At 68.2% G+C, this 25,875-nt stretch carries 27 protein-coding genes; 19 read left to right on the top strand and 8 right to left on the bottom strand.

Going from position 1 to position 25,875, the window contains the following annotated elements:
- The first annotated feature begins 215 nt into the window (after positions 1 to 215).
- From ABE487_RS16230 to ABE487_RS16240, 3 genes are all read left to right on the top strand, one after another.
- Positions 216 to 485, top strand: coding sequence for a hypothetical protein (locus ABE487_RS16230; RefSeq protein ID WP_337245393.1), 270 nt, complete (start codon positions 216 to 218; stop codon positions 483 to 485).
- A gap of 160 nt (positions 486 to 645) precedes the next feature.
- A complete protein-coding gene (locus ABE487_RS16235; RefSeq protein WP_346452696.1) occupies positions 646 to 1,263 on the top strand; it encodes a hypothetical protein in 618 nt (205 codons plus the stop codon).
- A gap of 61 nt (positions 1,264 to 1,324) precedes the next feature.
- On the top strand, positions 1,325 to 1,696 hold the full coding sequence (locus tag ABE487_RS16240; protein ID WP_346452678.1) for a YajD family HNH nuclease: 372 nt from the start codon (positions 1,325 to 1,327) through the stop codon (positions 1,694 to 1,696).
- Between the two features lie 230 nt (positions 1,697 to 1,926).
- On the opposite strand, the gene ABE487_RS16245 is transcribed toward ABE487_RS16240, so the two are convergent.
- Entirely contained in the window at positions 1,927 to 2,376 is a 450-nt protein-coding gene (locus tag ABE487_RS16245; RefSeq protein ID WP_346452679.1) for an FKBP-type peptidyl-prolyl cis-trans isomerase, read from the bottom strand.
- 133 nt (positions 2,377 to 2,509) lie between these two features.
- On the opposite strand from ABE487_RS16245, the gene ABE487_RS16250 reads away from it, so the two are divergent.
- The 5 genes from ABE487_RS16250 (at position 2,510) to ABE487_RS16270 (ending at position 6,028) form a co-directional block, all read left to right on the top strand.
- A complete protein-coding gene (locus ABE487_RS16250) occupies positions 2,510 to 2,740 on the top strand; it encodes a hypothetical protein (RefSeq protein WP_346452680.1) in 231 nt (76 codons plus the stop codon).
- Positions 2,741 to 3,107: 367 nt separating this feature from the next.
- A complete protein-coding gene (locus ABE487_RS16255; protein ID WP_346452681.1) occupies positions 3,108 to 4,088 on the top strand; it encodes an alpha/beta hydrolase in 981 nt (326 codons plus the stop codon).
- Between the two features lie 142 nt (positions 4,089 to 4,230).
- Positions 4,231 to 4,869, top strand: coding sequence for a hypothetical protein (locus ABE487_RS16260; protein ID WP_346452682.1), 639 nt, complete (start codon positions 4,231 to 4,233; stop codon positions 4,867 to 4,869).
- A 128-nt stretch (positions 4,870 to 4,997) separates the two neighbouring features.
- Positions 4,998 to 5,570: a UDP-N-acetylglucosamine acyltransferase gene (locus ABE487_RS16265; protein ID WP_346452683.1), complete on the top strand. Its 573-nt coding sequence runs from the start codon at positions 4,998 to 5,000 to the stop codon at positions 5,568 to 5,570.
- Positions 5,567 to 6,028 carry a hypothetical protein gene (locus ABE487_RS16270; RefSeq protein WP_346452684.1) on the top strand — a complete coding sequence of 154 codons (462 nt, stop codon included), beginning with the start codon at positions 5,567 to 5,569 and terminating at the stop codon, positions 6,026 to 6,028. Before ABE487_RS16265 ends, ABE487_RS16270 begins: the two co-directional genes overlap by 4 nt.
- Positions 6,029 to 6,161: 133 nt before the next feature.
- Here the strand turns inward: ABE487_RS16270 and ABE487_RS16275 are convergent, their stop codons facing one another.
- From ABE487_RS16275 to rlmF, 4 genes are all read right to left on the bottom strand, one after another.
- On the bottom strand, positions 6,162 to 6,458 hold the full coding sequence (locus tag ABE487_RS16275) for a hypothetical protein (protein ID WP_346445608.1): 297 nt from the start codon (positions 6,456 to 6,458) through the stop codon (positions 6,162 to 6,164).
- Entirely contained in the window at positions 6,455 to 7,771 is a 1,317-nt protein-coding gene (locus tag ABE487_RS16280; protein ID WP_346452685.1) for a TFIIB-type zinc ribbon-containing protein, read from the bottom strand. The genes ABE487_RS16275 and ABE487_RS16280 overlap by 4 nt, the downstream gene beginning before the upstream one ends.
- A gap of 20 nt (positions 7,772 to 7,791) precedes the next feature.
- Positions 7,792 to 8,952 (bottom strand): SPFH domain-containing protein, encoded by a 1,161-nt coding sequence (locus tag ABE487_RS16285; RefSeq protein WP_346449370.1) that lies wholly within the window; start codon positions 8,950 to 8,952, stop codon positions 7,792 to 7,794.
- 140 nt (positions 8,953 to 9,092) lie between these two features.
- Positions 9,093 to 10,073 carry a 23S rRNA (adenine(1618)-N(6))-methyltransferase RlmF gene (rlmF, locus tag ABE487_RS16290; RefSeq protein ID WP_346452686.1) on the bottom strand — a complete coding sequence of 327 codons (981 nt, stop codon included), beginning with the start codon at positions 10,071 to 10,073 and terminating at the stop codon, positions 9,093 to 9,095.
- Positions 10,074 to 10,268: 195 nt separating this feature from the next.
- Here rlmF and ABE487_RS16295 point away from each other — a divergent pair, with 195 nt between their 5' ends.
- Positions 10,269 to 10,829: a lipocalin-like domain-containing protein gene (locus tag ABE487_RS16295; RefSeq protein ID WP_346452918.1), complete on the top strand. Its 561-nt coding sequence runs from the start codon at positions 10,269 to 10,271 to the stop codon at positions 10,827 to 10,829.
- Positions 10,830 to 10,898: 69 nt separating this feature from the next.
- On the opposite strand, the gene ABE487_RS16300 is transcribed toward ABE487_RS16295, so the two are convergent.
- A complete protein-coding gene (locus ABE487_RS16300; protein WP_346449377.1) occupies positions 10,899 to 11,129 on the bottom strand; it encodes a helix-turn-helix transcriptional regulator in 231 nt (76 codons plus the stop codon).
- 185 nt (positions 11,130 to 11,314) lie between these two features.
- Here ABE487_RS16300 and ABE487_RS16305 point away from each other — a divergent pair, with 185 nt between their 5' ends.
- The gene (locus ABE487_RS16305; protein WP_346452687.1) at positions 11,315 to 11,743 is read left to right on the top strand and encodes a hypothetical protein; all 429 of its coding nucleotides are present in this window, start codon (positions 11,315 to 11,317) and stop codon (positions 11,741 to 11,743) included.
- Positions 11,744 to 11,803: 60 nt separating this feature from the next.
- Here ABE487_RS16305 and ABE487_RS16310 read toward each other — a convergent pair whose 3' ends face one another.
- Positions 11,804 to 12,988, bottom strand: a complete 1,185-nt coding sequence (locus tag ABE487_RS16310; RefSeq protein ID WP_346445598.1) for a S1 family peptidase — start codon at positions 12,986 to 12,988, stop codon at positions 11,804 to 11,806.
- Positions 12,989 to 13,538: 550 nt separating this feature from the next.
- On the opposite strand from ABE487_RS16310, the gene ABE487_RS16315 reads away from it, so the two are divergent.
- The 6 genes from ABE487_RS16315 to ABE487_RS16340 all read left to right on the top strand — a co-directional run bounded on the left by ABE487_RS16315 (position 13,539) and on the right by ABE487_RS16340 (position 20,174).
- Complete coding sequence (locus tag ABE487_RS16315) at positions 13,539 to 13,811, top strand: hypothetical protein (protein WP_346452688.1); 273 nt, start codon at positions 13,539 to 13,541, stop codon at positions 13,809 to 13,811.
- A gap of 243 nt (positions 13,812 to 14,054) precedes the next feature.
- Entirely contained in the window at positions 14,055 to 14,930 is an 876-nt protein-coding gene (locus tag ABE487_RS16320) for an ABC transporter substrate-binding protein (RefSeq protein ID WP_346449383.1), read from the top strand.
- A 202-nt stretch (positions 14,931 to 15,132) separates the two neighbouring features.
- Positions 15,133 to 15,810, top strand: coding sequence for a class I SAM-dependent methyltransferase (locus ABE487_RS16325; protein WP_346452689.1), 678 nt, complete (start codon positions 15,133 to 15,135; stop codon positions 15,808 to 15,810).
- A 122-nt stretch (positions 15,811 to 15,932) separates the two neighbouring features.
- Entirely contained in the window at positions 15,933 to 18,110 is a 2,178-nt protein-coding gene (locus ABE487_RS16330) for an EAL domain-containing protein (protein ID WP_346452690.1), read from the top strand.
- 71 nt (positions 18,111 to 18,181) lie between these two features.
- Positions 18,182 to 19,228, top strand: a complete 1,047-nt coding sequence (locus ABE487_RS16335) for an LD-carboxypeptidase (protein ID WP_346452691.1) — start codon at positions 18,182 to 18,184, stop codon at positions 19,226 to 19,228.
- 166 nt (positions 19,229 to 19,394) lie between these two features.
- A complete protein-coding gene (locus ABE487_RS16340) occupies positions 19,395 to 20,174 on the top strand; it encodes a DeoR/GlpR family DNA-binding transcription regulator (RefSeq protein ID WP_346445593.1) in 780 nt (259 codons plus the stop codon).
- Positions 20,175 to 20,189: 15 nt separating this feature from the next.
- On the opposite strand, the gene ABE487_RS16345 is transcribed toward ABE487_RS16340, so the two are convergent.
- On the bottom strand, positions 20,190 to 21,290 hold the full coding sequence (locus tag ABE487_RS16345; RefSeq protein WP_346452692.1) for an amidohydrolase family protein: 1,101 nt from the start codon (positions 21,288 to 21,290) through the stop codon (positions 20,190 to 20,192).
- A 118-nt stretch (positions 21,291 to 21,408) separates the two neighbouring features.
- On the opposite strand from ABE487_RS16345, the gene ABE487_RS16350 reads away from it, so the two are divergent.
- Genes ABE487_RS16350 through ABE487_RS16360 form a run of 3 tightly spaced genes read left to right on the top strand, consistent with a single transcriptional unit; the run spans position 21,409 to position 25,733 of the window.
- Entirely contained in the window at positions 21,409 to 23,505 is a 2,097-nt protein-coding gene (locus ABE487_RS16350; RefSeq protein ID WP_346452693.1) for a glycoside hydrolase family 36 protein, read from the top strand.
- Positions 23,502 to 24,413: a DMT family transporter gene (locus ABE487_RS16355; RefSeq protein ID WP_346452694.1), complete on the top strand. Its 912-nt coding sequence runs from the start codon at positions 23,502 to 23,504 to the stop codon at positions 24,411 to 24,413. The genes ABE487_RS16350 and ABE487_RS16355 overlap by 4 nt, the downstream gene beginning before the upstream one ends.
- 30 nt (positions 24,414 to 24,443) lie before the next feature.
- Positions 24,444 to 25,733 carry a D-tagatose-bisphosphate aldolase, class II, non-catalytic subunit gene (locus ABE487_RS16360; protein ID WP_346452695.1) on the top strand — a complete coding sequence of 430 codons (1,290 nt, stop codon included), beginning with the start codon at positions 24,444 to 24,446 and terminating at the stop codon, positions 25,731 to 25,733.
- The last annotated feature ends 142 nt before the right edge of the window (positions 25,734 to 25,875 follow it).

Consider the following 25,875-nt stretch of genomic DNA (forward strand, 5'->3'; position numbering starts at 1 on the left):
TGCCCCACTGGCTGCACACCTACAACTGGCATCGACCCCATGCCAGCCTCGGCTACAACCCGCCTATCTCCAGAATTCCGATAACTGTGAACAACGTGCTGGCTTTACACATCTTTCACCTGCCATTTACGTAGTCCAATCTCGCCTGAAGGCACATGGAGGCGACTGCAAGAACGCCGCTATATTCCGGACTCCCCCGAAGCAGGAGAACCCGAATGTTGCTCACCCCTCAGCGCCGTAGAACGGCGCAAATGATTGGCGTGGCGCTTGTCGCCTCTGTGGCCCTTGGTGGCTGCGCCACCTACAAGGAAGACTTCGCTCGCATCGACTCGCGCCTGGACTCCCTCGACTCGCGCGTGCAGGGTGCGGCCCAGAGTGCGGAATCCGCCAACCAGTCCGCGACGCAGGCCAACCAGCGCCTGGATCAGATGGAGCGTCGCGTCCAGCAGCTCGAAACGGCGCCGCGCCGCACGCCGCGCGGTTGACCTGATCGAACCGGGACCTGCGGGCCTGCTGGCCACGGGTCCCGGTGTTTCATCCGTCTTGTCGAGGAGTTGTTCCATGGCCCAGTCCACACACGCTGCGAGGCGGGTCTTCCACGGTGCGCTGTTGCTTGCGTTGGCTTCTGTGAGCGTGAGCGTGGCGATGGCCGAAGACGCCGTGACGCCGCCTGTCGCCTCGGTCGACCAGCTCCCGCCGGGGCAAGAGGTGTCCGACACGGTGATCGAGCTGGCGGGCTGGGTCATCGCGGCCAATGACAACCACGGCTATCCGTTCGCGGTGATGGACAAGGCCGCCGCGCAGATCCTGGTGTTCGGTGGCGACGGCAAGCTGCGTGGCGCAGCCCCCGGGCTGTTCGGGTCTGCGGTCGGCGACCACGCAGCGCCTGGCATCGCCGGCCTTGCGCTTCGCGAGATTCCGGGGCGCGATCGCACCACGCCGGCCGGTCGCTTCGTGGGCGGCTATGGGCCATCGATCGATGCCGGGCGCGTGCTTTGGGTGGACTACGACTCCGCGGTCTCGCTGCACCCGACCGCGAGCGGCACGCCGGCCGAGCGACGCGCCGAGCGCCTGGCGTCGCCGTCACCGGACGACAACCGCGTCACCCACGGATGCATCAACGTCGCATCGGACTTCTATGAGCAGGTCGTCCGCTCGACGTTCGAGAAGGGCGGCGTGTTCTACATCCTGCCGGACAAGGATTCGATTGCCGAGACCTTTCCGGACTTCGCGGCAAGCCGCGCGGCGAAGGGCGGAGATTGATTCGAAGTCGCGGCGCACTGGGCGTGCGCCTGGCGCCGTCACGTGGCGCTACACTCCGCCCATGTCGACACCCGACCAGACCAAGCTCGACCGCATTGTGGCCGAGGCCCGCCGCAGCGCCGAGCAGCGCAACAACGGGTACCGCGAGCGGGCGTTGAAGCTGTACCCGTGGATCTGCGGCCGTTGCGCGCGTGAATTCACCCGCGCCAACCTGCGTGAGTTGACGGTGCACCACCGCAACCACAATCACGACGACAACCCGCCCGATGGCAGCAATTGGGAGTTGCTGTGCGTGTATTGCCACGACAACGAGCATGCCCGCCAACTCGACCACACCGGCGTGAGCGCGCGCAACGCCGAGGACGTGCCGGCCGCGGCCACGTCCAACCCGTTTGCGGATCTGAAGGCGCGGCTTGAGAAGGCGCGGTCATGAGTGGCATGGTGCAGCGTCGTGATGGCTCGCTGCGGCGACCGCTGGGCGCCGCTCGTTTAGCTCAGGTGGGAATAGTCTCGATGGCGAGCCGATAAGAACCTTATGATGCGGCGCCAGCTCTATAAGGTTTCTCGCATTTCCTTTTAGTCTGCGGTGAAGGCGGCGCTCAACAACCTGCTTGCTGAAGGAATCGTTCGTCCGGTCAACCTCAGCAACCGCGACTCGCACCGTCATTGTCGGTGCGGCCGGACCTCCAACAGCTCCACCTCGAACACCAGCGATGCGCCCGGCGGAATGACCTTGCCGGCACCGCTGCTGCCGTAGCCGAGCCAGGCGGGAATGTGCAGTTCCCGCGTGCCACCGGGCCGCATGCCGGTCACGCCCTCGTCCCAGCCGCGGATCACGCGGCCGGCGCCCAGTTCGAACACGAAGGGCTGGCCGCGGTCGCGCGAACTGTCGAACTTGACGCCTCGCTTGTCGGGCGCGTGCTCGTCGTAGAGCCAGCCGGTGTAGTGCACCGCCACTTCGTCGCCGGCTGCTGCGGGGGCGCCTTTGCCCACGGTCATGTCGATGCGCTGCAACTCGACAACGTCGCCTCCGGTATAGGGGGCCGGACCGCCGCACGCGGCGAGCAGCAGGACAGCGAGCAGGGCGGCATGGCGATGCGTTCGAAGGGACATGGCAAAAAAGAACGGCGAAGGGGCGGGGCAGCATAGCGCCAAGCGCTGCTCACCGCGCCGGGTTCACAGCGGCCATGGCGAACTGTGACCAAGCGCCTGGGCATGTCCAGCGCGCGTACGGAGAAGAGGACGCATGCGTCGCCAGTTGCTGCCGCGTGATCTCGGCTTCGAGATCAAGCCACACGACGAGTCGGCCTTGTTCAAATGGTTCCTGGCCAGTTTCCTGTTCGGCAACCGCATCTCCCAGAGCATTGCAGCCGAGACGTGGTGGGTGATCGTGGAGGTGCACGGTCGCGACACGCCCCGCAAGCTCGGCGCCTGCAGCCATGCACAATTGGTGCGAATGCTCGGCGAAGGCGGCTAGCGACGTTACGACGAGTCCACCGCGACCCGCCTCTCGCTGCTGTGCCGCACGCTGATCGATGACTACGACGGACGCATCCTGGGCATCGCCGAAGCCGCCGGCAGCCGCGAAGACTTCGAGCGCCGCCTGCTCGCGTTCAAGGGCGTGGGGCCAGTGACGCTGGGGATCTTCATGCGGGAGGCGGGGGCGGCTGTCATCGGAGATGGGGAGCACGACTCGGAGTGATGGTCCCGGGGCGCCTCATGCCGAAATCCGACCATTGGGTGCGTCACCAAACCGCGCTAGTGTGTTTACTCACGATCTTCGCTCTGAGGAGCGGCAGGGCGGAACAATGCGTCGAACGATGGGTCGCTTGCTAGGACTTTCCATGCTGTTCGCCTCTGGCGTGCTGCCGGTGGTCGTGATCGCCCAGCCGGCACCGAGGCAGTCCACCCTCGAAGCACCGCCATCGGACGATGCACCGACAGCCCAGGCTTCGATGGTTTACTGGCGAGAGATCCCCCTTTGGCCGGAGGACTCTCAGGTGCTGCAGGCGGGCATCCAAGCGCTGGCGCACGAGGCATGGGCGCTCACGCATCCCAGCATGCTGGTTTACCGGCCGACGGGCCGTTCAGCGAGCGCCGCAGTACTGGTCTTCCCGGGCGGTGGCTACAAGGCGCTGGGGATCGGACCAGCAAGCACACTGGGCCTGTATGGGTCGGATGTCTGCAAGTGGTTGACCGATGCCGGCATCACCTGCGTGCTGGTCAAGTACCGTGTGCCCAACACGGGCTGCAACTGGAATCCCGAAACGAAGCGGCATGAGTCGCCCGCTATTCCCATGGCGCTACAAGACGCGCAGCGGGCGATGTCTCTGGTGCGCCACAACGCCGACGTATGGGGGGTCGATCCCCATCGCATCGGCGTCATGGGATTTTCCGCGGGCGGTCATCTGGCAGTGTTGGCGAGTACGGCGTATGTCTCGCGCACCTACGAACCCGTCGATGCGGCGGACCGGACGCGCCTCCGCCCGGATTTCGCGATCCCGGTCTATCCCGGGCACCTGACCATGGCGCACAAGAACCTGCGCCCCTCGGATTCGCCGGCAGCACGTGAACTCAATACGGACATCGTGGTGTCCGCGGCGGTGCCGCCGACATTGCTCATCCATGCAAAGGACGATTCGGTCGATCCCGTCGAATACTCCGAGGTCTACGCAGCGGCTTTGCGCGACGCGGGTGCGAATGTGACGCTGATTCGGTATGAGAAGGGCGGACATGCGTTCGGCATGCGCCCACAGGGTACCGACAGCGACCGTTGGACGCAGGATGCACTGCGCTGGTTGGACGAAATCGGTTTACTCCGCTAGCTCGCTCTTACCGCAATGCCGGCAAATCGACTGGAGCAGGGACGTACATTGCATACCTTCCGAGCGTCTGCGAGCGCTCTCGTCAAGCCGGCACCCACGCGATAAACTTCGCATTCCGGCAGACGCCGGGGGGGGCAAGGGAATGCGGGATTTAGGGGGGCTGCTCGCGACGCTGTGCGCGTCGATTTTCAGCCTGGGTATCGCGGCGGCGGCTCCTGCGGAGTTCGCGGTCGGCGAGCCGACGCCGGTGCGTGATGCACGGCTGGCGGAAGGCGCGGTGGCGGGGACAAGCCAGGCAGAGTGGACCGCTCGATGGTGGCGCTGGGCAATGGGGCAATGGATCGCGCCGTATCTCGACCCGGACGGGCGCTGGTGCGCCATCGGCCAGAATCCCGACAGCCCGGTCTGGTTCCTCGCCGGCACCGATGGCAGCTTCACGCCGAAGCGGCGCTGCGTGGTGCCTGAAGGCAAGTATCTGCTGGTTCCGGTCATCAATACGTACTTCCAGGGCAGCGGTGCCGTGGAAGCCGATGTCTGTGCGGCGGCGCAGGGCTGGGTGGCGGTGAACAACGATCAGCTGGTCAGCGCGGTGGCGATGCTCGATGCTCGATGGTCGGCCCGTCGGCGATGTCCGGGCATTGCGCGTGCCCAGCGATGGCTGCTTCCAGCTCGATCCCGACACGCCATCCGCGCTGTCAGCGTCAGACGGCTACTGGTTGATGATCGCGCCGCTGCCGCGTGGCCGGCACACGCTCAGCATCGGTGCCAACTACGCGCCTAGCGACACGGGCTATGGCGGGATGCATCAGAACTTCGAGTACACGCTCGATGTGGGCGGCGAGACGTTGTTGTCGCTCGTCGTTCGTTAGGTCCGTCAATCACGCCGGTCACGGCAATCAGGGGGAAACAATGAAGAAGTTCGTCGGCGCGATGCTCATCGCGCTAGGTCTCGTGGGTTGTGCATCGAATCCGCCGCTCAATTTCTCGGTCCCGAATGTCGGGGTCAGTCAGAACAAGGTCGATGCCGACATGCGCTCGCTCACGGTGACGCTTGCACGTCCGGACGAAGCGAAGGGCAAGATCCCGGCGGACGCGCAGTACGGAATTCCGCAGATGTGGGAGAACGCGCTCACTGAAGCCCTGAACCGGATGGCCGTGTTCGACGACAACTCCCTTCGCAAGGTCAGTCTGTCGGTCAAGGTGCTCGAACTGGACATCCCGATGTTCGGTGCCTCGATGACGACCTCCACCACTGCGCGCTACGAGCTGATCGATCGCGCTACCGGGGCGATCATCTACACCCAGGACATCAGCGCGGACGGCGTCGTGCCGGCCGGGTATGCGTTCGCGGGCGTCATCCGGGCGCGTGAGTCGATCAATCGATCCGTCCAGAACAACATCGCGCAGTTCCTGCAGGCGCTGGAAACGGTGGATGCCTCGCGGCCGATGTTCCCGTCAGGCCGGACCGAAGCGTCGCCATGAAGGCGGTCTGGATCGCGGTGGCGCTGATGACGGCAGGTTGCGTGCCCAACGTCAGACCCGACAGTTACTCGGTCGGTAGCGTCGGACAGGTGAACCGGACGACCGAAGGCACCATCATCAGCGCGCGCACGGTCACTATCGACGGCTCGCGTGGCGGCGGTGCGGCTGCCGGTGGCGCGGCCGGTGCGGTCGCTGGTTCTCAGATCGGAGGCAGCGATGCCGCAGGCGCCGTCGGCGCGATCGGAGGGCTTGTCGTGGGCGCCATCGCAGGCGCTGCTGTCGAGCGCAGTGCGTCCACGCAGCACGGCATCGAGTACGTTGTCGAGACCAGAAACGGGAACCTGATGATGGTGGTCCAGGGCGCCGATCCCGCCTTGCCTCCGGGTAGCAAGGTCCTGGTGCTGTACGGAAGTCCGGCCAGGATCATCGCCGACCCGCGCGAACGATCAGAGCCCTGACTGCAGGGCCGTGCCGTCATCGCGAGCTGGGGCGCAACGCGCATCCAGGCGTGCGGATGGGGACGAGGGGCCGACCGGTCGCATTCCGACCGGTCGGGCCAGCGGTTGTGCCGATCGTCCCGACCGTCTCGGATCAGTCGGGTGCGTCGCGTCGATCGTCTTGCACGGTCCCAGCGTCCACACTCGCCACCCGCCGAACCCGCGCCCGGTAGTCGTGCACGTTGTCGCCGCGGATGCGGGTCGCCTGCGTGCCTTTCACGGTGCCGACCTTGGTGTTGGTGCCGGTGACGGGCTTGGCCTCCACGGTGGTCTCGCGCTCGAAGGCGTGTGACTTGTCGGTGTTGCGATAGAACCGGTACAGGCCCCAGTACAGGGCGGTCGCGCCCAGGGGGCCGGCGGCCAGCAGCCAGAGTCCGTTTTCGTCGCTCATACGGTGTTCACCAGAAATGCGATGACGGCCGATTCGATGATCGTGCCGGTGACCAGCGCGGCCAGCAGCAGCTTCCACTGCTGCACCGGCACGCTGCCCATGGTTTCGCCGGTGCGGCCGTTGACGGCGATGTAGTGCAGCAGGCCGCCGTTCCTGCCGGGCTGGTGGTAGGAGTACAACCACACCGGCAGGTACATCGACACCCAGCGCGTCCCGTGGACCTCGAGCTGTTCCTGTTCCCAGCGCACGCCGCGGTTGTAGCGGCGCACCGACTTCAGGACCTGGGCGCGGGCGATCGACAGCAGCTGGTCCTCCAGCCGTGGGCGAAGGTGTTCGACATCGCGATTGCGCTTCTCGGAGGTAAATCCGTTCAAGTAGGACGCGTTCCATTTCACCGCGTTCTTGGTGTCGAACGGCAGGATGGTATTGATGATGTTGTTGGTGTTGGCCGTGGTATCGAGATTGCCCCGCTCGGCGGACGACTCCAGGGGCAGGTCGTCGACGGTGAAGTCGATGTGGCGCTCCACGCTGTAGACGTCGGCATCGTAGTACGTGGTCTTCTTGTCGCCGGTGCCGTGGGTGTACTCGCGGGTCTTGATTTCCCCGTGGCCTGCGACCGAGGCGCTCGCGTTACCGTCCACGATCATATAGGGCAGGTAGACGCCAACGACGTTCTCGGGAGTGAACTCCTTCTTGAACCGCCCGAGCGCCAGCAGCCGACGCTTGTCGACGAACTGGCGGATACGCGCGACCGCGTCATCCTTCTTGATGTGGAACGGCAGCACCGCGTCTGGCACGGCGCCGTTGGGCACCTGCTCGTTAATGCCGAAGACGTGGCGGCACCAGTGGCAGCGCGCGGTCATGGTGCTCTCGGTGTTGACCGTGACCTCGGCGCCGCAACCGGCGCACTTGAACGTCATCAGGCTGGCGGCATCGGCGTCGATGTCACGCGCGCCCGAGGCGATGACCGTCCCGCGCAGTGTGTCGATGCCTTCGCCGAGGCCAAACGCCTCCTCCACGCGCTCGCCATGCCATTCGTTGCGGCAGTACTGGCAGACGAGCAGGTCGGTGCCGGGCTTGTGGCGGATGTCGGTCGAGCCGCACTTGGGGCAACGGTTGAGGCCGTCGCGCAGTTCGGCCGACGCGGTGTCGATGGCGACGGGGTCGGGCGCCTCGAGCTCGTCGCGGATCGCGCCCGGCAGCGTGGCCGGGTCGATGGGATGCGTCCCGGGCAGCGGCGGGACATCGCGCGGCGAGCCCGGGCCGTCGACGGGCCGGGCCGGCAACGGCGGGGGCAGCTTGGAGTCGGACATGGGCGCGGTTGCCGGTGGCCTTACAGACCCAATGCCTTGGCCTTGAGCGCGTCGTAATCGGCCTGCGTGATCAGGCCGAGGTCGAGCATCTCCTTGGCCTTGGTGAGCTTGGCGACCGGGTCGTCGGCAGCAGGGGCCGCGGCTGCGGGCGGTGTGGTGGGCTGCTGCAGGCTGCCGAGCCCGCCGGCCATGCCGGAGGCCATGCCCAGGCCGACCAGGCCCGCGGCACCGCCGTTCTCGCCCGCCGACTGCATGCCCTGCGCGACGCTGGCCTGCAGGTTGGAATTGCCGCGAGCGCCGGCCAGCGCGTCGGCGCGCTGCACGGTCTTGAGCAGTTCGCGGGTGTTGGCGTCGTACTCGATCGAGACGATCGCGGTCTTGACGATCGCAAGCCCGCGATCGGACTTCCACTGGTAGCCCTGTTCGACGGCGGCCGACAGGCTCTGGGCGAAGCCCAGCGAATCCTGCTGCAGCTTGGTGATGCGATTGCCCTTGGCCGGATCGTTGGTGTACAGGCTGAAGGCCGGGGCGAGCGAGCCGACGACTTCGTTGAACAACTGGCTGGCCGCGGCGTTGTCGATGTCGGTGAAGTCGAACACCTGGCCCGGCTGCAGGTAGCTGGCGGGCACGAAGTTCTTCACGAACAGGATCGGGTCGACGATCTTGAGCGTGTACGAGCCGCGGGTGATCGCGCCGACCTGGGTGCCGAGGAAGCCGTCATCCCAGTAGATCTCCGACTGGGTGCCGAAGCGGTTGTCCGGCAGTTCCTTGAGCGAGACGAAGAACGCGGCCTGCTGGGCGCCGGGCTGGCCGCCGAACTTGAAGCGCTCCCAGCTCTGGCGGATCAGCGGGCTGACGATGCCGTCGCCGGCGAAGATCGATTGCGAGTTGACGTCATCGGAACGCCACTCGTAGCCGCCGGGTTCGGCCACGAAGCCGGTGATCGCGCCGTCCTGGAACAGCAGCAGGCCGTAGCCTTCGGGCACGACGATCTTCGAGCCGTTGGTGATGATATTGCTCGAGCCACGGGTGTTGGCCCCACGCCCGGCGTTGGTGCCCTGGGGCACGGCCGCGAACAGGGCGGCGGTCGGGGGCAGCCCCGCCGGCACCGTGAGGAAGTCCTTCCACTGGTCCGCGAGCACGCCGCCGACCGCGCCTTTCACTGCCTGCACAAGACCCATGGACACTCCTGCGTTCGATCGGCGGGCCCTGTGCCTGCCGTGTCGTCGGACTATACCCGCGCTGGTGGCTGTCGCGCGTTGGGGACATCCGCAAGTTCAGCGAGGCCGCAGGTCGGCGCGGCGCGGCCCCGCCGAGGGCGTCAGGGCTGGCCTGCTCGCCACTGCGCACGGGCAGGGGCATCGTGGAAGGTCCAGGCCACGAAGCGGCTCTGTTTGCTGCCTTGGGCCATCGCGACTTCGCACACCTCGGCGGCCTCGGCCTGGCGCAGTTGCCGGCGCAGGCCCGAAAGATGCTCGGCGCGGGCGACGAGGCTGGTGAACCACAGCACCTGCCGGCCGATGCCGGCGCTTTCGCGGACCATCTTGCGCAGGAACTCGGCTTCGCCACCCGGGCACCACAGTTCGTGGTCGTAGCCGCCGAAGTTGGGGACCGACGGCGATGCGCGCCCAGCGGGCGGCGCCTTGCCGAGTTGGCGGCGCTTGCGCTGATGCGCCCCGGCGGCTTCGGCGGCGGAGGCATGGAAGGGCGGGTTGCACAGCGTGAGGTCGAAACGCTCGTCTGCACGCACGACGGTCTGGAAGATGCGGTTGCGCGCCGGCTGGTGGCGCAGCGCGATGGCCTTGTCGAGACGGTTGGCGTGGACGATCGCGGTCGCGACCTGCAACGAAGTGGCGTCGACGTCGCTGCCGACGAAGCGCCAGCCGTACTCGGCGTGGCCGAGCAGCGGGTAGATGCAACTGGCGCCGACGCCGACATCGAGCGCGCGCACCGAGGCGCCGCGCGGGATCGCGCCGTTGCCGGAGGCGGCGAGCAGGTCGGCCAAGCCATGCAGGTAGTCGGCGCGGCCGGGGATCGGTGGACACAGCGCGCCGTCGGGCAGGTCCCAATGCGCGATGCCGTAGTCGCTGCGCAGGATCGCCCGGTTGAGCGCGCGCACCGCGGCGGGGTCGTCGAAGGCGATGCTGGTCTCGCCGCGCGGGGTGGTCAGCAGGTGGTCGGCCAGGTCCGGGCTGGCAGCGACCAGCCGGGAAAAGTCGTAGCGGCCCTGATGGCGGTTACGCGGGTGCAGGGTGGGGGCGCCACGCGCAGCGGTGCGGGCGGCGCCGGAAGAAGCGGGCATGCGGACACTCGGTGGGACGGACGGCGGGCGTCAGTATGATGCGTCCTCCATCGCTGGAGCAGGCGCGAGAACCGCAGACGGCGCATCGCCTGCGGTGGTGCCATGCGCGCGAGGGGCGGCGTGGTCGCGACCTGGCAGCGACGGGGGAAATGCCACAATCGTGGCGTCGATCACGTCGTCACGGAGAATCCGGCCATGCGTTTCGTATCCCTTGCGCCGTTGTTGTTCGCGATCGCCGCGCCGCTGGCGGCTCATGCCCAGTCGCAGCCCGCCCAGTCGCTGCCCGTCACAGGAGCCCCCCCGATGCCTCACGCCAGTCCTGCGAATCCGGCATCGGCCGTCGAAGGCACGTGGCGACTGGTGTCCTACGAGGTGGAGGTCAAGGCCACCGGAGAGACCTTCCCGCCGATGGGCGAGACGCCCTCGGGGTACACGATCTTCGCGCCTGAAGGGCGGGTGTGGTTCATGCTCACCGCGCAGGGCCGCGAGCCTGGCGATAGCGAGCGCGAGAAGGCGCGGCTGCTGGAAACGGTGATTGCCTACACCGGCCGCTACCGGATCGAAGGCGATGCCTGGATCACTGCGGTGGATGTCGCATGGAACCCGGCCTGGGTCGGCACCGAGCAGCGGCGGCAATTCAAGCTCGAGGGCGACCGTCTGCAGGTGCTCACGCCGTGGCGGGTGATGCCCAACTGGGCCGACAAGGGCGAGACGCGCAGCATCATCACCTTCGAGCGCGCGCACGACACCCGATAGGCGCCTTGGTCCCTTGCTCGCTGGATGAGGCGCCGCCGCCTCGGCTGCGCCTTTGGCTGGTCCCGGTCTTCACGCCGCCCCCCCGCGGGGCGGCGTCATCAGTTCTGCGGCGCTGACGCCCAGCGCACGGGCAAGCCGGTGGATGTTGAGCAGCGAGATGTTGCGCGTGCCGCGCTCCACGCCGCCCAGGTAGCTTCGGGCGAGACCACTCTCCAGGGCCAGGCCCTCCTGCGAAAAGCCTTTGGCCTTACGAACCTCGGCAAGGCGCTGCCCGAAGAGCGTTCTAGGGTCTGCCTCCATTGAAATCGCCCTCGTTGGATGGGGGGGAGGCTAGGCAGGTGGACGCTATCGGGCCACGCTCTATGAGGGCACGCACTATGAGTGACAATTGCCGCATCCGTTGCTAGTCTCGTGCGATGACGAGGTTCGGTGCAGCGCCAGCCGGCAGGCCGCGCCGAGCGCAGGCAATGAGCAGGAGAAACGCCATGGAAGCACCGGTATCGCATCGCGCCCTGGCGCGCCGGTTGACGGCGCTGGGGTCCCAGGCCGGCGTCGAGTTGGACCGCAGTTCGCTCGATGAGGTGATAGGCGCGCTGCTTGGTCACGCTGGCGACGACGACGCGGATGCGGGAATTGCCGGTTTCGACGCGGTGCGATTGGGCATGCTGCAGCGCGCTGCGCAGCGTGAATCGGAAGACAGCTTGGGACGGTTGCGTTGCCTGCTCGAATTGCTCGACAGCGCGCTCGAGCTTGGCACCCTGCCGCTGTCCCGGGATTCGTTGCATCGCCTGAGCTACCACCTGCTCCGGACACTGTCTGATCACGAACGGTGGCGGGCGTTGGCATCGAATGCGATCTACTACCGCGACCATCCCGAACTCGCTGCGCGGGTCGCCGAGGCTGTAGGCGCGTAGCGGGTCGCCAGCGCGGCACCCCTGCAATCCGGGGTGCCGCGTCACAGGACAAGGAAGTGCTCAGTTCGTGACAAGGTTGACGCCATAGCTGGTGAGCATCGGCGTCAGCCGCTGGTACCAACTGCGGCGCTGGCTCTGCGCGATGCCGCAGTTGGTGCCGTCGCTGCCGAGTGCACCGCCCGAGGTCACACCCTGGGCGTGGCCGGCCGAGGAGATCCACGAGCCGCCTGAGTCCCCCTGGCCGGCGCAGGCGTTGGACTCGCGCAGCCCGTTCACCGTGCCCTGGGCGTAGTTCACGCTGACATTGGTGCGGGTGATCGTGCCGCAACGCCAGCCGGTGCGATAGCCGGAGCGGCACACGGCCGAACCAACGGCGGCCTCCGTGCTGCCCACGACGGGGGTCGTCGTGCTGCCGCTGTATCGCCACACGCGGCCGAACAGCGTGTCCTGCTGGCGCACGGTGGCCCACGCGGCGTCGGAGCCGGGGAACGTGCTGGACTGGAAGCTGCCGACGGTCGTGCCATTGATGCGGACCGTCGTGCCCGCACTGCCGCAGTGGCCGGCGGTCACGAAGCCCTTGGTGCTGCCGCGGGTCACCGGGAAACCGATCGAGCAGCCGTTGTACTGGATGCCGCCGTAGATGTTGATCAGCGTGGACGGGATCTGCTCGGAGACTTCGAAGTGCAGCGCACCGGTATCGACATCGCTGCGCGCCAGGAAGTCCATCACCGCGTCGGTGCGGCCGGCGCCCGGCGACAGCGTGACGACGACGCGGTTGTTGGGCAGGTCGACGCCCCAGGATTGCACGCCGTCGAGGCGACGCATGATCCGAGAGGTGGCCGACTGGTCGAGCGCGTGCACGGCCTGTTCGAGTTCGTAGAGGCTGTAGCGCACTTGGCGAACCTCGGCGCCCTCGACCGCAGGCAGCCGCTGGCCGCCCTGGACCGCGGTGCCGACGATCAGGCGGGGATGCCCGTCGGCGTCGTGTTCGATCCAGGTGCCGGCGTAACTGTCGCCATAGCGCTGGCGCGCTGCGGCTTCGGTCGCCGGTACCTTGCGCTCGGCATCCACGCTCACGCGGTACTGGTCCTGGGTCATGCCCAGGTCGCGTTCCAGTGCGGCGACCATGCCGGGGTCCAGGGTCGGCAGGCCGGGTTGCGCGGCCAGGGCGCCGCCGCCTGCGGCAGCGGCCGAGAGCAGGGCGAGGGCGAGGGTGCGGCGGACCGCTGCGTGCAGGGTGTGCATGGGTGCTTGCTCCTTGTGCATTCGAAGTGGGCCGTCCCAGCGGTCCGCCTCGGGTCCGACGTCGAGGGCACATCGCAGTGCGTGGTCGTCGGCCGCCGCGTCCATCCGTCGACGGCACGGGTGGGCGTGGCGCGCCGCAGTACCTGACACGACCGCGGGGGTCGATGTCGACGGCCCGATGGCGGCGAAACGATGGGCGTCGAACACTGCGATTGCCGTCCGGCATCCTGATCCGGAACGAGCTTGCTGGACACGACGCGCCGCGATCGCAAGGCCTGTGCCGCGTATTCCCGGCGCATTTCGACCCTAGGGCGGTCGAGCGACTGCGGTCAAGCGCGTGGGCGCTGACTGAATGCCAACCAGCGCTCCTTTTTCGACATTGGTGCGGTCGCGCTGCGCCGGCCGGCGAGAAACTGTGCGCTCGGTCTGCAATGGTGTGTCGAGCGGGTCGCGATACGGCAGACGCTGTCATACGGGCGCCACCCGCATTCAATCGCATGGTCTTGCGGCGCATGCATGATGCGGGTTCCCCCAGCGAATGGAGATCACGATGAAGACGCGGACAATCACCGGGGTGCTGCTGCTGGCGGCCATGTCGAGCACGGCGGCGTTCGCCGCACGCCATCATTACGACGTCGTCGGCGAAGGCTATGGACGCACCCAGCAGGAAGCGCTCGAGTACGCCGAGCGCGCCGCCTACGAGCAGTGCTACAACAACTGGGGCCAGGCCGGTCAGGAGCTCACCGTGTTGGCGGAGTGGGTCGATCCGGCCACCGGCTACATCCACATGCGCGTGTCGCTGGGTTGCACCGTCGACGACTGATCGCGGCGCCGCATCATCGATTCGGCAATCGCCGGCTCCGCGGGGGCCGGCGAGATCGACGCGATGCCCGAGGCCACCCGTGAACGACGGGGCATGGGTGCTTCGAAGCGACAGCGAGTGCCGGCCCGCTAGTGACGACCGCGGCGCAGGGCATGCACGGAATGCACGCGAAGGCCGCCGACCGCTGCCGGCATCGGTGCATTCCTTTACCCTGTGCGGCCGCCCGCTGCGCAAGTCGTCCGCATGAAGCTGCAACTGTCCCTCGAGTGGTTCCTCAATCCCGACCATCTGCCGTTGATTGCCGGCATCGAGCTGGGCTGGTATCGCGACGCTGGCCTCGACCTCGAGCTGCGGGTGCCCGACGACCATTACGACGGCTTGGCGGCGGTGGCCGCCGGCGAGATCGCATTCGCCTGCAACGAGCCGTTGCACATGATCGATGCCGACCGGCCCGGCCTGCGTGCGCTGGGCTGTTTCTTCGAGACCGACGGCGGCATCGTGCTGCAGCGCGATGCGGGCAGGCGCCTGCTCGAAGGCGGCAGCGTGCGTTTGGCCTCCCCGGTCGCGGGCGGCGTCACCGATGCGATCGCCGTGGAGATCCTGGCGCGCTGGTGCACGGCGCGCGGCGCCGCGTTCGACCCTGCACAGGTGCGGATCGAGAGTGCCGGGTTCGAGCATCTGGCCAACCTGCGCGCCGGCTTCGATGGTGCCTGGCTGTGCTTCGCCAACTTCGAGGGTGTCGAGGCACGGCAAGCCGGGCTGGACACCGACTTCATCACCACCGATGAGGTGGGCCTGGCGAACTTCTCGGCGCTGGAACTGTTCACCTCGCACGGCGTTCTTGCCGAGCACCCCGAGGTGGTCGCGACCGTGACCCGGCTGATCGGGCAGGGCGCGCGGCTGTGCCGCGACGATCCCGGCCAGGCGGCCGCGCTGTGGTACGCCTACAGCGGCACCGCGCCGACGCCGCTGATGGACGCGATCATTGCCGACACCTGCCCGCGACTGATCGACCCGGTGGTGCGCGATTCGACGCGCTGGCACGCCATGTGGGCGCAGTTCGACCGTCTGGGGCTGAGCCAGGTCGATCGCGACGGCTACGCCGCGCTGTACGCATAACACCGCCGCGCGCTTGGGCGAGCGCGAGTACCGGCCTCTGATTGCACTGGCATCCGGCGCGCCCGGGTGGGATCGGGCGCATTGACGCTGTGTCCCCTGAAATGTATCTTTTAATGATACGAATTAGCGTCTTGCTGCGACCCCGTTCCCGGATCAGATCCCATGACGCCCGACCGCATGACCACTGCCCGGCACGCCGCGCATGACACGCGTCGACGCGTCGCCATTCGATAATCCGACGGCCGTCGCGTCCTACGCCGCGACGACGCCGGCCAAAGTGCCGGGCTTGGCCGATCTGCATCGCATGACGATGCTGCTGTTGGCCGAGTGCGCACCGGCGGTGGCGCAGGTGTTGGTCGTCGGCGCCGGCGGCGGGTTGGAGCTGGTCGCGATGGCCGAGGCGCAGCCAGGCTGGCACTTCACCGGCGTGGACCCGTCGCGCCCGATGCTCGATCTCGCGCAACGAGCCGTCGTGCCATTCGCCGATCGCGTGGCGCTGTTGGCGGGGACGGTCGAGCAGGCGCCCACCGGACCGTTCGATGCAGCGACCTGTCTGCTGACCCTGCATTTCCTCGATCGGGACACGCGGTTGTGGACGTTGCGCGAGATCCGTGGCCGCTTGCGCCCTGGCGCGCGACTGGTGGTGGCCCAGCATGCGCCGCCGAAAGACGCTGCGCGCTGGCTGGCGCGGTCGGCCGCGTTTGCAGATCGTGCAGACAAGGGGCCCGAGATCGCGATCGCGACGGGTCGCACAATGGCCGCACGTCTGCCGTTGCTGGCGCCGGACGAGGAGGAGGCGCTGTTGCGCGAAGCCGGCTTCAACGACGTGGCGCTGTTCTATGCGGCGTTCTCGTTTCGCGGCTGGGTCGCCAACGCCTGAATTCAGCGCGATGCGGGGCGGTGGCAAGGCGGGGTATTCCGGGGACGGCCGGCGGCGTCACGATCACTGTGCGCCGGCCGGGAACAGACTAATCTGATGGCCAATCGCCAAGGTGTTCGCCGATGGGCCCCGTTCCGTTCCCGATCCCGCCCGACGAAGCGCTGCGGGCCAGCACACTGGCCGAGTATCACGTGCTCGACACGCCGCCGGAGCTGGAGTTCGATCGGCTGGTGCAACTGGCCTCGCGGCTGTTCTCGGTGCCGATCGTGCTGATCTCGCTGGTGGCCAGCGACCGCCAGGTGTTCAAGGCGCGCGTCGGCCTGGATCTGTGCGAGACCGACCGCGACGTGTCGTTCTGCGCGCACGCGATCCTGCAGGACGATGTCATGCTGGTGCCCGATGCGCTGGAGGATCCGCGCTTTGCGGACAATCCATTGGTGCTGGGCCCGCCGTTCATCCGTTTCTACGCCGGCAAACCGCTGGTGACGCCGGGCGGCCAGCGGCTGGGCACCGTGTGCCTGATCGATACCCAGCCGCACCAAGAGTTCAGCCAGGCCGAGCGCGACAACCTGTCGGATATCGCCGAACTGGTCATGGACCGCATGGAGTTGTTGCGGCTCGAGCACGTGCGGGCGATCGGCCAGGCGCGGTTCGAGAACATCGCCGCGACCTCGCCCGACGCGATCATCTGCACGACCGACACCGGCGTGGTCACCTTCTGGAATCACGCTGCCGAGCGGCTGTTCGGCTACGCCGCCGAGGAGGCGACCGGCCGGTGCGGCAGCCTGATCGTGCCCGAGAGCTGGCGCAGCGCGTATTTCGGGGATCTGGCGCGCTTGCGCGATGGCGGCGAGATCGCGGCCATCGGGCGCACGATCGTGCGCTCGGGCCTGCGCCGCGACGGCAGCGAGTTTCCCGCCGAGATCTCGTTGTCCTCGTGGCAGGAGGGGCGGACACGCAGCATCGGCGCGATCGTGCGCGACATCACCGAGCGCCGGCGCAACGAGGACCGGCTCTACCGCCTGGCCTCGCTCGATGCGCTGACCGAACTGCCCAACCGAGCCGCGTGGCGCGCCTGTATCCAGGAGACGCTCGAGCAGGGGACGCCGGTCTCGGTGCTGCTGCTGGACCTGGACGGATTCAAGGAGGTCAACGACACCCTGGGCCATTCGGCCGGCGACCACGTCCTCAAGCTGGTGGCCGCGCGCTTGAAGGCCGAATGTCCCGCCGCGCGGATGATCGCGCGACTGGGCGGCGACGAATTCGTACTGCTGCTGGCCGGTGACGACCGCCGCGCGGCCGCTGCGCTGGCCGGTGGCCTGGTGCATGCCTTGTCGCGGCCCTACGACTTGCCGGGGCACGCGTTCGAGATCGGCGCCAGCGTCGGGATCTCGCTGTACCCGGCGCATGGCACGCGCGCCGAGGATCTGCTCGGCGCAGCGGACCTGGCGCTGTACCGGGCCAAGGCGGCGGGCAAGGGCCGCTACGTGATGTTCGAACCCGCATTCCGCGAGGTCGCGGTGGCGCGCCGGGAGTTCGAACGCGAACTGCGGCGGGCTTTCGAGCAGGACCAGTTCGTGCTGCTCTACCAGCCGCAGGTCGACACGCGCGATGGCCGGATCTGCGGCGCCGAGGCGCTGCTGCGCTGGCAGCATCCCACGCGCGGGCTGTTGTCGCCGGTCTCGTTCATCGATGTGCTGGCGCAGAAGCCGATCGCGCCCGCGGTGGGGGAATGGATCATGCGCACGGCCTGCGGCCATGCGCGTGCCTGGCGCGAACGGGTGCCGGGATTCCGGATCGGCGTGAACCTGTTCGAGGCGCAGCTGCGCTCTGCGCAGTTGCGCAACGTCGTCGAGCGCGTGCTGGGCGAGACCGGCCTGGCGCCCGAGGCGCTGGAACTGGAGCTGCTCGAGAACACCATGATGCGCAACGACGCCGCGACGTTGAAGCTGCTGCAGTCGCTGCGCGCGATGGGCCTGGGCCTGGCCTTCGACGACTATGGCACCGGCTTCGCATCGCTGAGCCTGCTCAAACGTTTTCCGGTGAGCAGGCTGAAGATCGACCGCTCGTTCGTGCGCGACGTCATCAGCGATCCGGAGGACGCGGCCATCGTCCGCGCGGTGATCTACCTGGGGCGCAGCTTCGGTCTGGAGGTCATCGCCGAAGGCGTGGAGACGAAGGCGCAGCTCGACTTCCTGGCCGCGAACCAATGCACGCAGGCGCAAGGCTATTTGTTCGGACGGCCGATGACCGCGCAGGCGTTCACGTCTGAACTGGCGCGTGCGGCGGTCCTGCCCTGAGCGATCGACGGGGATTGGTGTCGGGCGTCGCGGTTGCTAGGCTGCGGCAACTCCCCGATCGACAGAGCGACATGCACCGGCGACAGTTCCTCTCCAATGCCGCACTGACTGCGCTGGCGTCCGCGCTGCCGCTGGGCGCGCTCGCCCAACAGGCACGGGCCATGTCGCCCGGCGCGCTGCTCGCACCGGCGCTGCAGCCCGGCGACACCGTCGGCCTGATCAGTCCGTCATCGCCGGTGGATGAGCCGGTCGATCTCGAACTGGCGCAGGAGGTGATGCGCGCGCTGGGCTTCAAGGTCAAGACCGGGGCGCATTTCGCCGGCCGACGCGGCCACCTGGCCGGCAGCGATGCCGAGCGGGCAGGGGACCTCAACGCGATGTTCGCCGATCCCCAGGTGCGGGCGGTGATCTGCGTGCGGGGCGGCTCGGGCGCGGCGCGGCTGCTGCCCCTGCTCGATTACGACACGATCGCGCGCAATCCCAAGGTGCTGCTGGGCTACTCGGACATCACCGCGCTGCACAGCGCGATCCACGCACGCACTGGGCTGGTGACCTTCCACGGCCCCAACGGCAGCGGCAGTTGGAACCGCTTCAACGCTGATCAGTTCCGCCGGCTGTTCTTCGCGCGCGAGGCGATGGTCTATCGCAATGTGGTGGACGATGCCGACGAACTGGTGCCGCGCCGCAACCGCACGACGACCATGACCGGCGGGCGCGCGCAGGGCGTGCTGGTCGGCGGCAACCTGACTGTGCTCAGCGCGCTCGCCGGCTCGCCGTACCTGCCCGATTTCGACGGCAAGATCCTGTTCCTGGAGGACGTGGACGAAGCGCCGTACCGCATCGACCGGATGCTCAGTACGCTCAAGCTGATGGGCGCGCTCGATCGGATCGCCGGCCTGATCTTCGGCCAGTGCACCGACTGCGACCCGGGCCCGGGCTACGGATCGCTGACGCTGGCGCAGATCCTCGAGGATCATGTCCGGCCGCTGGGCATTCCGGCCTATCGCGGCGCGATGATCGGCCATGTGCGCGAGCAGTTCATCGTGCCGGTGGGCGGCCGCGTCGCGATGGATGCCGATGCCGGCGAGTTCCGCCTGCTGGGACCTGTGCTGGCCTGAGCGACACCTCCTGGCGTCGAGGCCGCGGGTTTCCGTTGAACCCGCCGCCCCGATCGGCAGCCTGCCGCGCATGCGGCCATCTCCGCTCCGGCCCGATGTTTCGTTATCCGCTCAATGGCGAAATTTAACGAAAACGGGCATACTTCGCCGCATTGTGAAAACGTCCATGACAGGAAGCCGGGATACCAGCCAGCGCAGGTTGCGGATCAGCGAGCTGGTGCGTCAGCACGGCAGTGTGCAGGTCGCCTCGCTCGCCGAGCTGTTCGGGGTCAGCGTGCAGACGGTCCGCAAGGACCTGCGCTATCTCGCCGAGCGCGGTGTCATGGCGCGGGCCTACGGCGGCGCCATCGACAGCAGCGTGGTCGGTGGTCCGACGGCCGAGCCGGCCTACGAGGTCAAACGCAGCGAACGCCTGGACGCCAAGCGCCGCATCGGCCGGCTGGCCGCGACGCTGATCAAGGTCGGCGACACGATCGCGATCGACTCGGGGACCACCGCCATCCAGTTGGCCGAGGCGATGCCCAACATCCAGGTCACCGTGGTCACCAACGACTTCGGCGTGCTGACGGCGTTGACGCCCAAGAACAACGTCGACATCGTCATGCTCGGCGGCGAACTGCGCCGCAAGAACATGGCCTTCTACGGCGGCATGACGGTCGACGCGATCGATGCGCTGCACGTGGACGTGGTGTTCCTCGGGGTCGACGGTTTCGATCTGGAGCGTGGGATCACCACTCACTACGAGCCCGAGGCGATGCTCAATCGCAAGATGATCGAGGCCGCGCGCAAGGTGGTGGCGATCACCGACAGCTCCAAGTTCGGGCGCATCTGCCTGCACCGCATCATGCCGGTCGCGGACCTGGACTCGCTGATCACCGATTCGGGCGCGCCCGACGATGTGCGCGAGGCCAGCCGGCAACTCGGCTTCGAGCTGCTGCTGGCCTGACGTCGCCTCCGGCGTTCAACGCCGGTGCGGGGCGAACACGCGCATTGCGTTGCTGTAGTACACCTTGTCGACGACCGCGCGCGGCAACGCCAGCCCGCGCACGTCGGCACGGATGGTGTCGATGCGCTGGGACTGCGCTGTCGCCAGGAACATCCAGTCCGAGCGCCAGGTCGCATGCGCGGCCTGCCGGAATGCCTCGGGGTCGGTGTCCGGCGCCTGGGTCAGGTCGGTGCCGTAGAGCAGGCGGTCCTGGTAGGCGATGAAGAACGCGCGCACCTTGTCGTGGTCGCGGACGGCCTGGTACTGCACCTGGGCCATGCGCGCGGCCAGGTCGACCGTGGCATCGGGGTAGCGGTCGAGGAAGGCGGCGAGCCGGTCGACATCCCATTCCAGGCTGGCCATGTGCGCGCCGACGAAGCGCAATTGCGGATGCGCGTCCAGGAAGCGGTCGCGGACCGCCATGTGGGTCTCGTAGCCGGGCTGATCGGGGTGCAGGTACATGTGGTACTCGGGATGGTTGCCGAAGTACTCGCGGTCGTTGTCGGTGGTCATCTGCTCGAGCGGCAGCCAGCAGTTGTGCGGCTCGCCCTGATGGCCGATCAGTGGAATGTCGAGCGCGCGGATGCGTTCGGCGATCGGGGACAGCGCCGGGTGGTCGAGCATGATCGGCCGGCCCTGCGCGTCGGTCTCCACCATCCCGACGTTCTTCCAGATCTTGACCGCGAGCGCGCCGCGCGCGACCTCGGCCGCCAGCGCGTCGCCGACCGCCTCCGACCAGCCCGGGCTGTCGAAGCCGGTCATGCGGAAGGTCGCCGCCCAGTGGAACCGGGCCGGATCGGCTGCGGCCTGTTTCAGCGCGATCGTGTGCTGGGTATCCACCGGCGGGAATGCGGGATAGTCGACATTGATCGACAGCAGTTCGAAGCCGTCGGCACGCGCCTGCTCGAGAAACGCGGTCGAGTCGGCATTGGCGTGCACATGGGCATCGAACTTGCGGACTGTGGCGAAATCGTCCATCGCATAGCGGGCCGTTGACGAGGTGTCGGCGCGCGGTGCGGCGCAGGCGCCGAGCACGCAGGCGGCGACGAGCGCCGTAAGCCGGGACGGGAAGGGCATGCCGGTCTCCAGTTCGATATCGAAACTTTTTTAGCACACAACGAAACAAATGTGTTGCGATGTGCGCCGGATTTGACGCAGACTCGGCGAAACCGAACGAAAGGGGAGAGCCCGGCACATGCTGCCCGTCCGACGTCGCACCGTTCTCAAGCTCGTCTCCGGCACCGCGGCCTACGCCGCTGCGCTGCCGTTGGTCCAGGCCGCCTCGCCGGCCATCGCCGCCCAGGCCCGCGCGCTCGCACACGACAGCCTGCTGTCGGTCGAATTCGATGCGGCCATGCGCAGCCGGGTGCTGGCGCGCGGCGAACCGATCACCGGCTTCGACGCCAGCGAGGCCTTGTTGCTGGCCGATGGCAGCGCGATCGAACAGTTCGCATTCGTCGACGAGCGGGTGGAGCGGGTCCGCAGTGCACGCCATGGCCCCGGACGGCGGCACGTGGTGCGTGGCCGCTCGGCGCAAGGCATCGAGAAGACGGTGGAACTGACGTTTCACGAACGCCATCCGGGGCTGGCAGTGCTGCGCACGCGCTACCGCAATGGCGGCCAGACGCCGCTGGAAATCGCCGGCTGGCGCAACGCGGCGCACGCGATGGCCGACGCCGGCGACGGCTTCTGGAGCTTCTCGGGTGCCACGCATACCGACCGCCGCGACTGGGTACAGCCGCTGACCGAAGGGTTCGCGCAGCGCAACACGCTGGCAATGGATTCCTCCGACTACGGCGGCGGCACGCCGGTCGCCAACATCTGGCGCCGTGACGTGGGGCTGGCGGTGGGCCATGTCGAGCCCAAGCCGCGGCTGCTCGACCTGCCGGTGTCGCGCGATGTCGACGGCGGGGCACGCATCGCGATCGAGAGCACGCGCGCCGGCACGTTGGCGCCGGGCGAGGTTCTGGACAGCGACCGCTGCTTCCTCGCCGTCCATACCGGCGACTACTTCGGCGTGCTGCAGCACTACAGCCGCTGGATGGCCGACGAAGGCATCGCGGCGCCGGACGTCCCGGCCTCGGCGTTCGCGCCGATCTGGTGCGCCTGGGGCTACGAGCGCGACTTCACCACCGAGCAGGTGCTGGGCACGTTGCCGAAGGTGAAGGAGCTGGGCCTGGAGTGGGTGGTGCTCGACGATGGCTGGCAGACCAACGAGGGCGACTGGCAGATCGACACGCGCAAGTTTCCGCGCGGCGAGGCGGACATGATCGCCTTCGTGCAGGCGATCAAGGCCCAGGGCCTGCGCCCGCGGCTGTGGCTGGCGCCGTTGGCCGCCGATCCTGGCAGCGAAGTGCTCTATCGCCACACCGACATGCTGTTGCTCGACCGCGATGGCGCCAGCCAGAACGTGACCTGGTGGAACGCGTTCACCCAGTGCCCCGGCTACCAGCCGACGGTGGACTTCTACGTGGCGCTGGTGACGAAGATCATCGGCGAATGGGGTTTCGAGGGCCTCAAGCTCGACGGCCAGCATCTCAATGCGGTCGCGCCCTGCTACAACCCGGCGCACCACCACGCCGACCCGATGGAATCGTGCGAAGCGGTCGCGACGTTCTGGCAGGCGATCTACGACGCCGCGCATGCGGCCAATCCCGATGCGGTGGTCGAGTTGTGTCCCTGCGGCACCGCGTTCGCGTTCCACAACCTGCCGGCGACCGACCAGTACCCGTCGTCCGATCCGCTGTCGTCGTGGCAGGTGCGCCACAAGGGCAAGACGATCAAGGCGCTGATCGGCAAGCGCGGCAGCTATGCCGGCGATCACGTCGAACTGGCCGACGGCGGCGCGGATTTCGCATCCAGTGTCGGCATCGGCGCGGTGATCTCGACCAAGTTCACTTGGCCGGCCGACATCCCCGAGCCGAAGCTGGACATGCCGCCCGGCGGGCTGGTGCTGGGCGCCGACAAGGAAGCCTTGTGGCGCAAGTGGATCGACCTGTATCGCGCGCACATGCTGCCCAAGGGCGACTATCTGGGCACGCTGTACGACATCGGCTTCGACCGGCCGGAGACGCATGTCATCGGCAAGGATGGCGCGCTGTACTACGCGTTCTACGCCGAGCGTTGGGACGGCCCGCTGCAGTTGCGTGGGCTCGGCCGCGGCCGCTACCGGGTGCGCAACCTGTTCGACGGTACCGACCTGGGCACGGTTGACGCGCGCAGCGATACGCTGGCCTCGGTGCCCTTCGAGACGTTTGCGCTGTTGCAGGCCACGCCGGACGGCGCGGCATGAGCGCGGTCGCCGCAGCGCTGCCCGGTGGCCGTGCCTGGCTGGGCTTTGCGATGGCCACGGTGGTGCTGTGGGGCGTGTGGGGCACGTTGTCGGGCCTGACCGCCAGCCCGGCCTTTCCCGAAACGCTGGTGTATTGCGTGTGGGCGCTGACGATGGTGCCGCCGGCGCTGTTCGTGCTGTGGCGCAACGGCTGGCGTGTGGACCGCAGTCCGCGGGCGATCGTCTACGGGCTGTTGATCGGCCTGCTCGGTGCCGGTGGCCAGATGCTGCTGTTCAAGGCCCTGGCCGGCGGGCCGGCGTACTTCATCTTCCCGATCATCTCGCTGTCGCCGGTGATCACGATCGCGCTGTCGTTCACGCTGCTGCGCGAGCGCACCACGCGGGTGGGTGCGGTCGGCGTGGCGCTGGCGTTGTTGGCGCTGCCGCTGCTGGATCTGTCGCTGGGCAGCGCAGAGGGGGAGGGCGTGGGCTGGTTCGTGCTGTCGCTGCTGATCATGCTGGCCTGGGGCGTGCAGGCCTATTTCATGAAGCGCGCCAACACCGTCGTGCGCGCCGAGAGCATCTTCTTCTACATGACCGTCGGCGCATTGGCGCTGGTGCCGGTGGCCTGGCGCATGACCGACTTCGGCCAGCCGATCGCCACCGGTCTGCAGGGGCCGTGGCTGGTCGCCGCGATCCAGGTGCTCAATGCCGTCGGCGCGCTGTGCCTGGTCTACGCGTTCCGCTACGGCAAGGCGATCGTCGTCGCGCCGTTGACCAATGCCGGCGGCCCGCTGATCACCGCGGCGCTGTCGCTGGTGCTGGCCGGCGTGGTGCCCGGTCCGCTGAAGCTGGTCGGGCTGGCGATGGCGCTGGTCGCCTCGGTGCTGCTGGCGCTCGAGCCCGAACGCCCGACCCCGATCGACTGACGCCTTCTTTCCGACGACACGAGGACCGCGATGCACGCCCTGCTCGAGCTGGTCGCCCGCCATACGCGTGGCGATGGCGCCGGTATCCCCTCCATCTGCTGCGCCCACCCCTTGGTGCTGGAGGCCGCGCTGCGCCATGCCCAGCGCCACGCCCTGCCGCTGGTGCTCATCGAGGCCACCTGCAACCAGGTCAACCAGGACGGCGGCTACACCGGCATGACCCCGGCCGACTTCGTCGCCTTCGTCGGCGACATCGCCCGGCAGGTCGGCTTCGATCCGGCGCGCATCGCGCTCGGCGGCGACCACCTGGGCCCCAATCCCTGGACCGCGCTCGAGGCCGATGCGGCGATGACCAAGGCCGAGACGATGGTCGCCGCCTACGTCGCCGCGGGCTTTCGCAAGCTCCACCTCGACTGTTCGATGGCCTGCGCGGACGATCCGGTGCCGCTGCCCGAGGCGACGATCGTCGAACGTGCGGTGCGGTTGTGCCGCGCGGCCGAGGCCGCCCATGCCCGGGCCGGTGGCGAGCCGCCGGTCTACGTGATCGGCACCGAGGTGCCGGTGCCTGGTGGCGCGACCGAGGCCATCGACGGCCTGGCGGTCACTGCGCCCGCGGCGGCGCTGGCGACGATCGAGGCCCACCGCGCGGCGTTAGCAGCCGCCGGTCTGCAAGCCGCGTGGACGCGGGTGATCGCCTCGGTGGTACAGCCGGGCGTGGAGTTCGACCACCACCAGGTCATCGACTACGTGCCGGCTGCCGCGCACGCCCTCAGCGCCGCGATCGAACAGGTGCCGGGCCTGGTGTTCGAGGCGCATTCGACCGACTACCAGACCCCCGAGGCGCTGGCCGCGCTGGTGCGCGATAATTTCGCGATCCTCAAGGTCGGCCCCGGCCTGACCTTCGCGCTGCGCGAGGCGTTGTGGGCGCTGGATGCGATCGAGCGCGAGTGGATCGCGCCGGAGCAGCGTGCGCAGCTGCGCGAGACCGCGCTGGCACGCATGCGCGCCCAGCCCGGTCACTGGCAGCGCTACTACCCCGCCCAGGGCGAGGCGCTGACCATCGACCTGCAATACAGCTTGAGCGACCGCATCCGCTACTACTGGCCGGATCCTGCGATCGAGGCGGCCTGCCAGCAGCTGTTCGCCAACCTGCGCCAGAGCCCGCCGCCGATGCCGCTGATCGGCCAGTACCTGCCACAGGCGCTGCGCGCCCTGCGCGCCGACCGCACCCCGCTCGATCCCGCCGCCCTCGTGATGGCCCACATCGCCATCGCCCTCGACGACTACCGCCATGCCTGCGTCCCCGATGCCCAGTCCTGACCTTCTTGGCCTGCCCGAACCCGACCTGGCTGCCAGCGGCGCGCTGTGGACCGCGCGCGAGATCGAACAGCAGCCGCGCATGCTCCTGCGCACCCAGGCGCTGGTCGCCGGGATGGCCGAGCAGCTCGCCGCCTTCATCGCG

Source organism: Luteimonas sp. TWI596 (genome assembly GCF_039674105.1).
In the GTDB taxonomy this organism is placed as follows: Bacteria; Pseudomonadota; Gammaproteobacteria; order Xanthomonadales; family Xanthomonadaceae; genus Luteimonas.

What these genes read in the sequence shown, in the direction of transcription:
- ABE487_RS16355 (WP_346452694.1), top strand. Translation starts at nt 23,502, where the DNA reads ATGAGCGCGGTCGCCGCAGCGCTGCCCGGTGGCCGTGCCTGGCTGGGC.
- ABE487_RS16330 (WP_346452690.1), top strand. Translation starts at nt 15,933, where the DNA reads ATGGGCCCCGTTCCGTTCCCGATCCCGCCCGACGAAGCGCTGCGGGCC.
- ABE487_RS16360 (WP_346452695.1), top strand. Translation starts at nt 24,444, where the DNA reads ATGCACGCCCTGCTCGAGCTGGTCGCCCGCCATACGCGTGGCGATGGC.
- ABE487_RS16275 (WP_346445608.1), bottom strand. Translation starts at nt 6,458, where the DNA reads ATGAGCGACGAAAACGGACTCTGGCTGCTGGCCGCCGGCCCCCTGGGC.
- ABE487_RS16235 (WP_346452696.1), top strand. Translation starts at nt 646, where the DNA reads ATGGCCGAAGACGCCGTGACGCCGCCTGTCGCCTCGGTCGACCAGCTC.
- ABE487_RS16245 (WP_346452679.1), bottom strand. Translation starts at nt 2,376, where the DNA reads ATGTCCCTTCGAACGCATCGCCATGCCGCCCTGCTCGCTGTCCTGCTG.
- ABE487_RS16345 (WP_346452692.1), bottom strand. Translation starts at nt 21,290, where the DNA reads ATGCCCTTCCCGTCCCGGCTTACGGCGCTCGTCGCCGCCTGCGTGCTC.
- ABE487_RS16270 (WP_346452684.1), top strand. Translation starts at nt 5,567, where the DNA reads ATGAAGGCGGTCTGGATCGCGGTGGCGCTGATGACGGCAGGTTGCGTG.
- ABE487_RS16250 (WP_346452680.1), top strand. Translation starts at nt 2,510, where the DNA reads ATGCGTCGCCAGTTGCTGCCGCGTGATCTCGGCTTCGAGATCAAGCCA.
- ABE487_RS16350 (WP_346452693.1), top strand. Translation starts at nt 21,409, where the DNA reads ATGCTGCCCGTCCGACGTCGCACCGTTCTCAAGCTCGTCTCCGGCACC.
- ABE487_RS16255 (WP_346452681.1), top strand. Translation starts at nt 3,108, where the DNA reads ATGCTGTTCGCCTCTGGCGTGCTGCCGGTGGTCGTGATCGCCCAGCCG.
- ABE487_RS16340 (WP_346445593.1), top strand. Translation starts at nt 19,395, where the DNA reads ATGACAGGAAGCCGGGATACCAGCCAGCGCAGGTTGCGGATCAGCGAG.
- ABE487_RS16260 (WP_346452682.1), top strand. Translation starts at nt 4,231, where the DNA reads ATGCGGGATTTAGGGGGGCTGCTCGCGACGCTGTGCGCGTCGATTTTC.
- ABE487_RS16335 (WP_346452691.1), top strand. Translation starts at nt 18,182, where the DNA reads ATGCACCGGCGACAGTTCCTCTCCAATGCCGCACTGACTGCGCTGGCG.
- ABE487_RS16230 (WP_337245393.1), top strand. Translation starts at nt 216, where the DNA reads ATGTTGCTCACCCCTCAGCGCCGTAGAACGGCGCAAATGATTGGCGTG.
- ABE487_RS16320 (WP_346449383.1), top strand. Translation starts at nt 14,055, where the DNA reads ATGAAGCTGCAACTGTCCCTCGAGTGGTTCCTCAATCCCGACCATCTG.
- ABE487_RS16300 (WP_346449377.1), bottom strand. Translation starts at nt 11,129, where the DNA reads ATGGAGGCAGACCCTAGAACGCTCTTCGGGCAGCGCCTTGCCGAGGTT.
- ABE487_RS16295 (WP_346452918.1), top strand. Translation starts at nt 10,269, where the DNA reads ATGCGTTTCGTATCCCTTGCGCCGTTGTTGTTCGCGATCGCCGCGCCG.
- ABE487_RS16325 (WP_346452689.1), top strand. Translation starts at nt 15,133, where the DNA reads ATGACACGCGTCGACGCGTCGCCATTCGATAATCCGACGGCCGTCGCG.
- ABE487_RS16310 (WP_346445598.1), bottom strand. Translation starts at nt 12,988, where the DNA reads ATGCACACCCTGCACGCAGCGGTCCGCCGCACCCTCGCCCTCGCCCTG.
- ABE487_RS16280 (WP_346452685.1), bottom strand. Translation starts at nt 7,771, where the DNA reads ATGTCCGACTCCAAGCTGCCCCCGCCGTTGCCGGCCCGGCCCGTCGAC.
- ABE487_RS16240 (WP_346452678.1), top strand. Translation starts at nt 1,325, where the DNA reads ATGTCGACACCCGACCAGACCAAGCTCGACCGCATTGTGGCCGAGGCC.
- ABE487_RS16315 (WP_346452688.1), top strand. Translation starts at nt 13,539, where the DNA reads ATGAAGACGCGGACAATCACCGGGGTGCTGCTGCTGGCGGCCATGTCG.
- ABE487_RS16265 (WP_346452683.1), top strand. Translation starts at nt 4,998, where the DNA reads ATGAAGAAGTTCGTCGGCGCGATGCTCATCGCGCTAGGTCTCGTGGGT.
- ABE487_RS16285 (WP_346449370.1), bottom strand. Translation starts at nt 8,952, where the DNA reads ATGGGTCTTGTGCAGGCAGTGAAAGGCGCGGTCGGCGGCGTGCTCGCG.
- rlmF (WP_346452686.1), bottom strand. Translation starts at nt 10,073, where the DNA reads ATGCCCGCTTCTTCCGGCGCCGCCCGCACCGCTGCGCGTGGCGCCCCC.
- ABE487_RS16305 (WP_346452687.1), top strand. Translation starts at nt 11,315, where the DNA reads ATGGAAGCACCGGTATCGCATCGCGCCCTGGCGCGCCGGTTGACGGCG.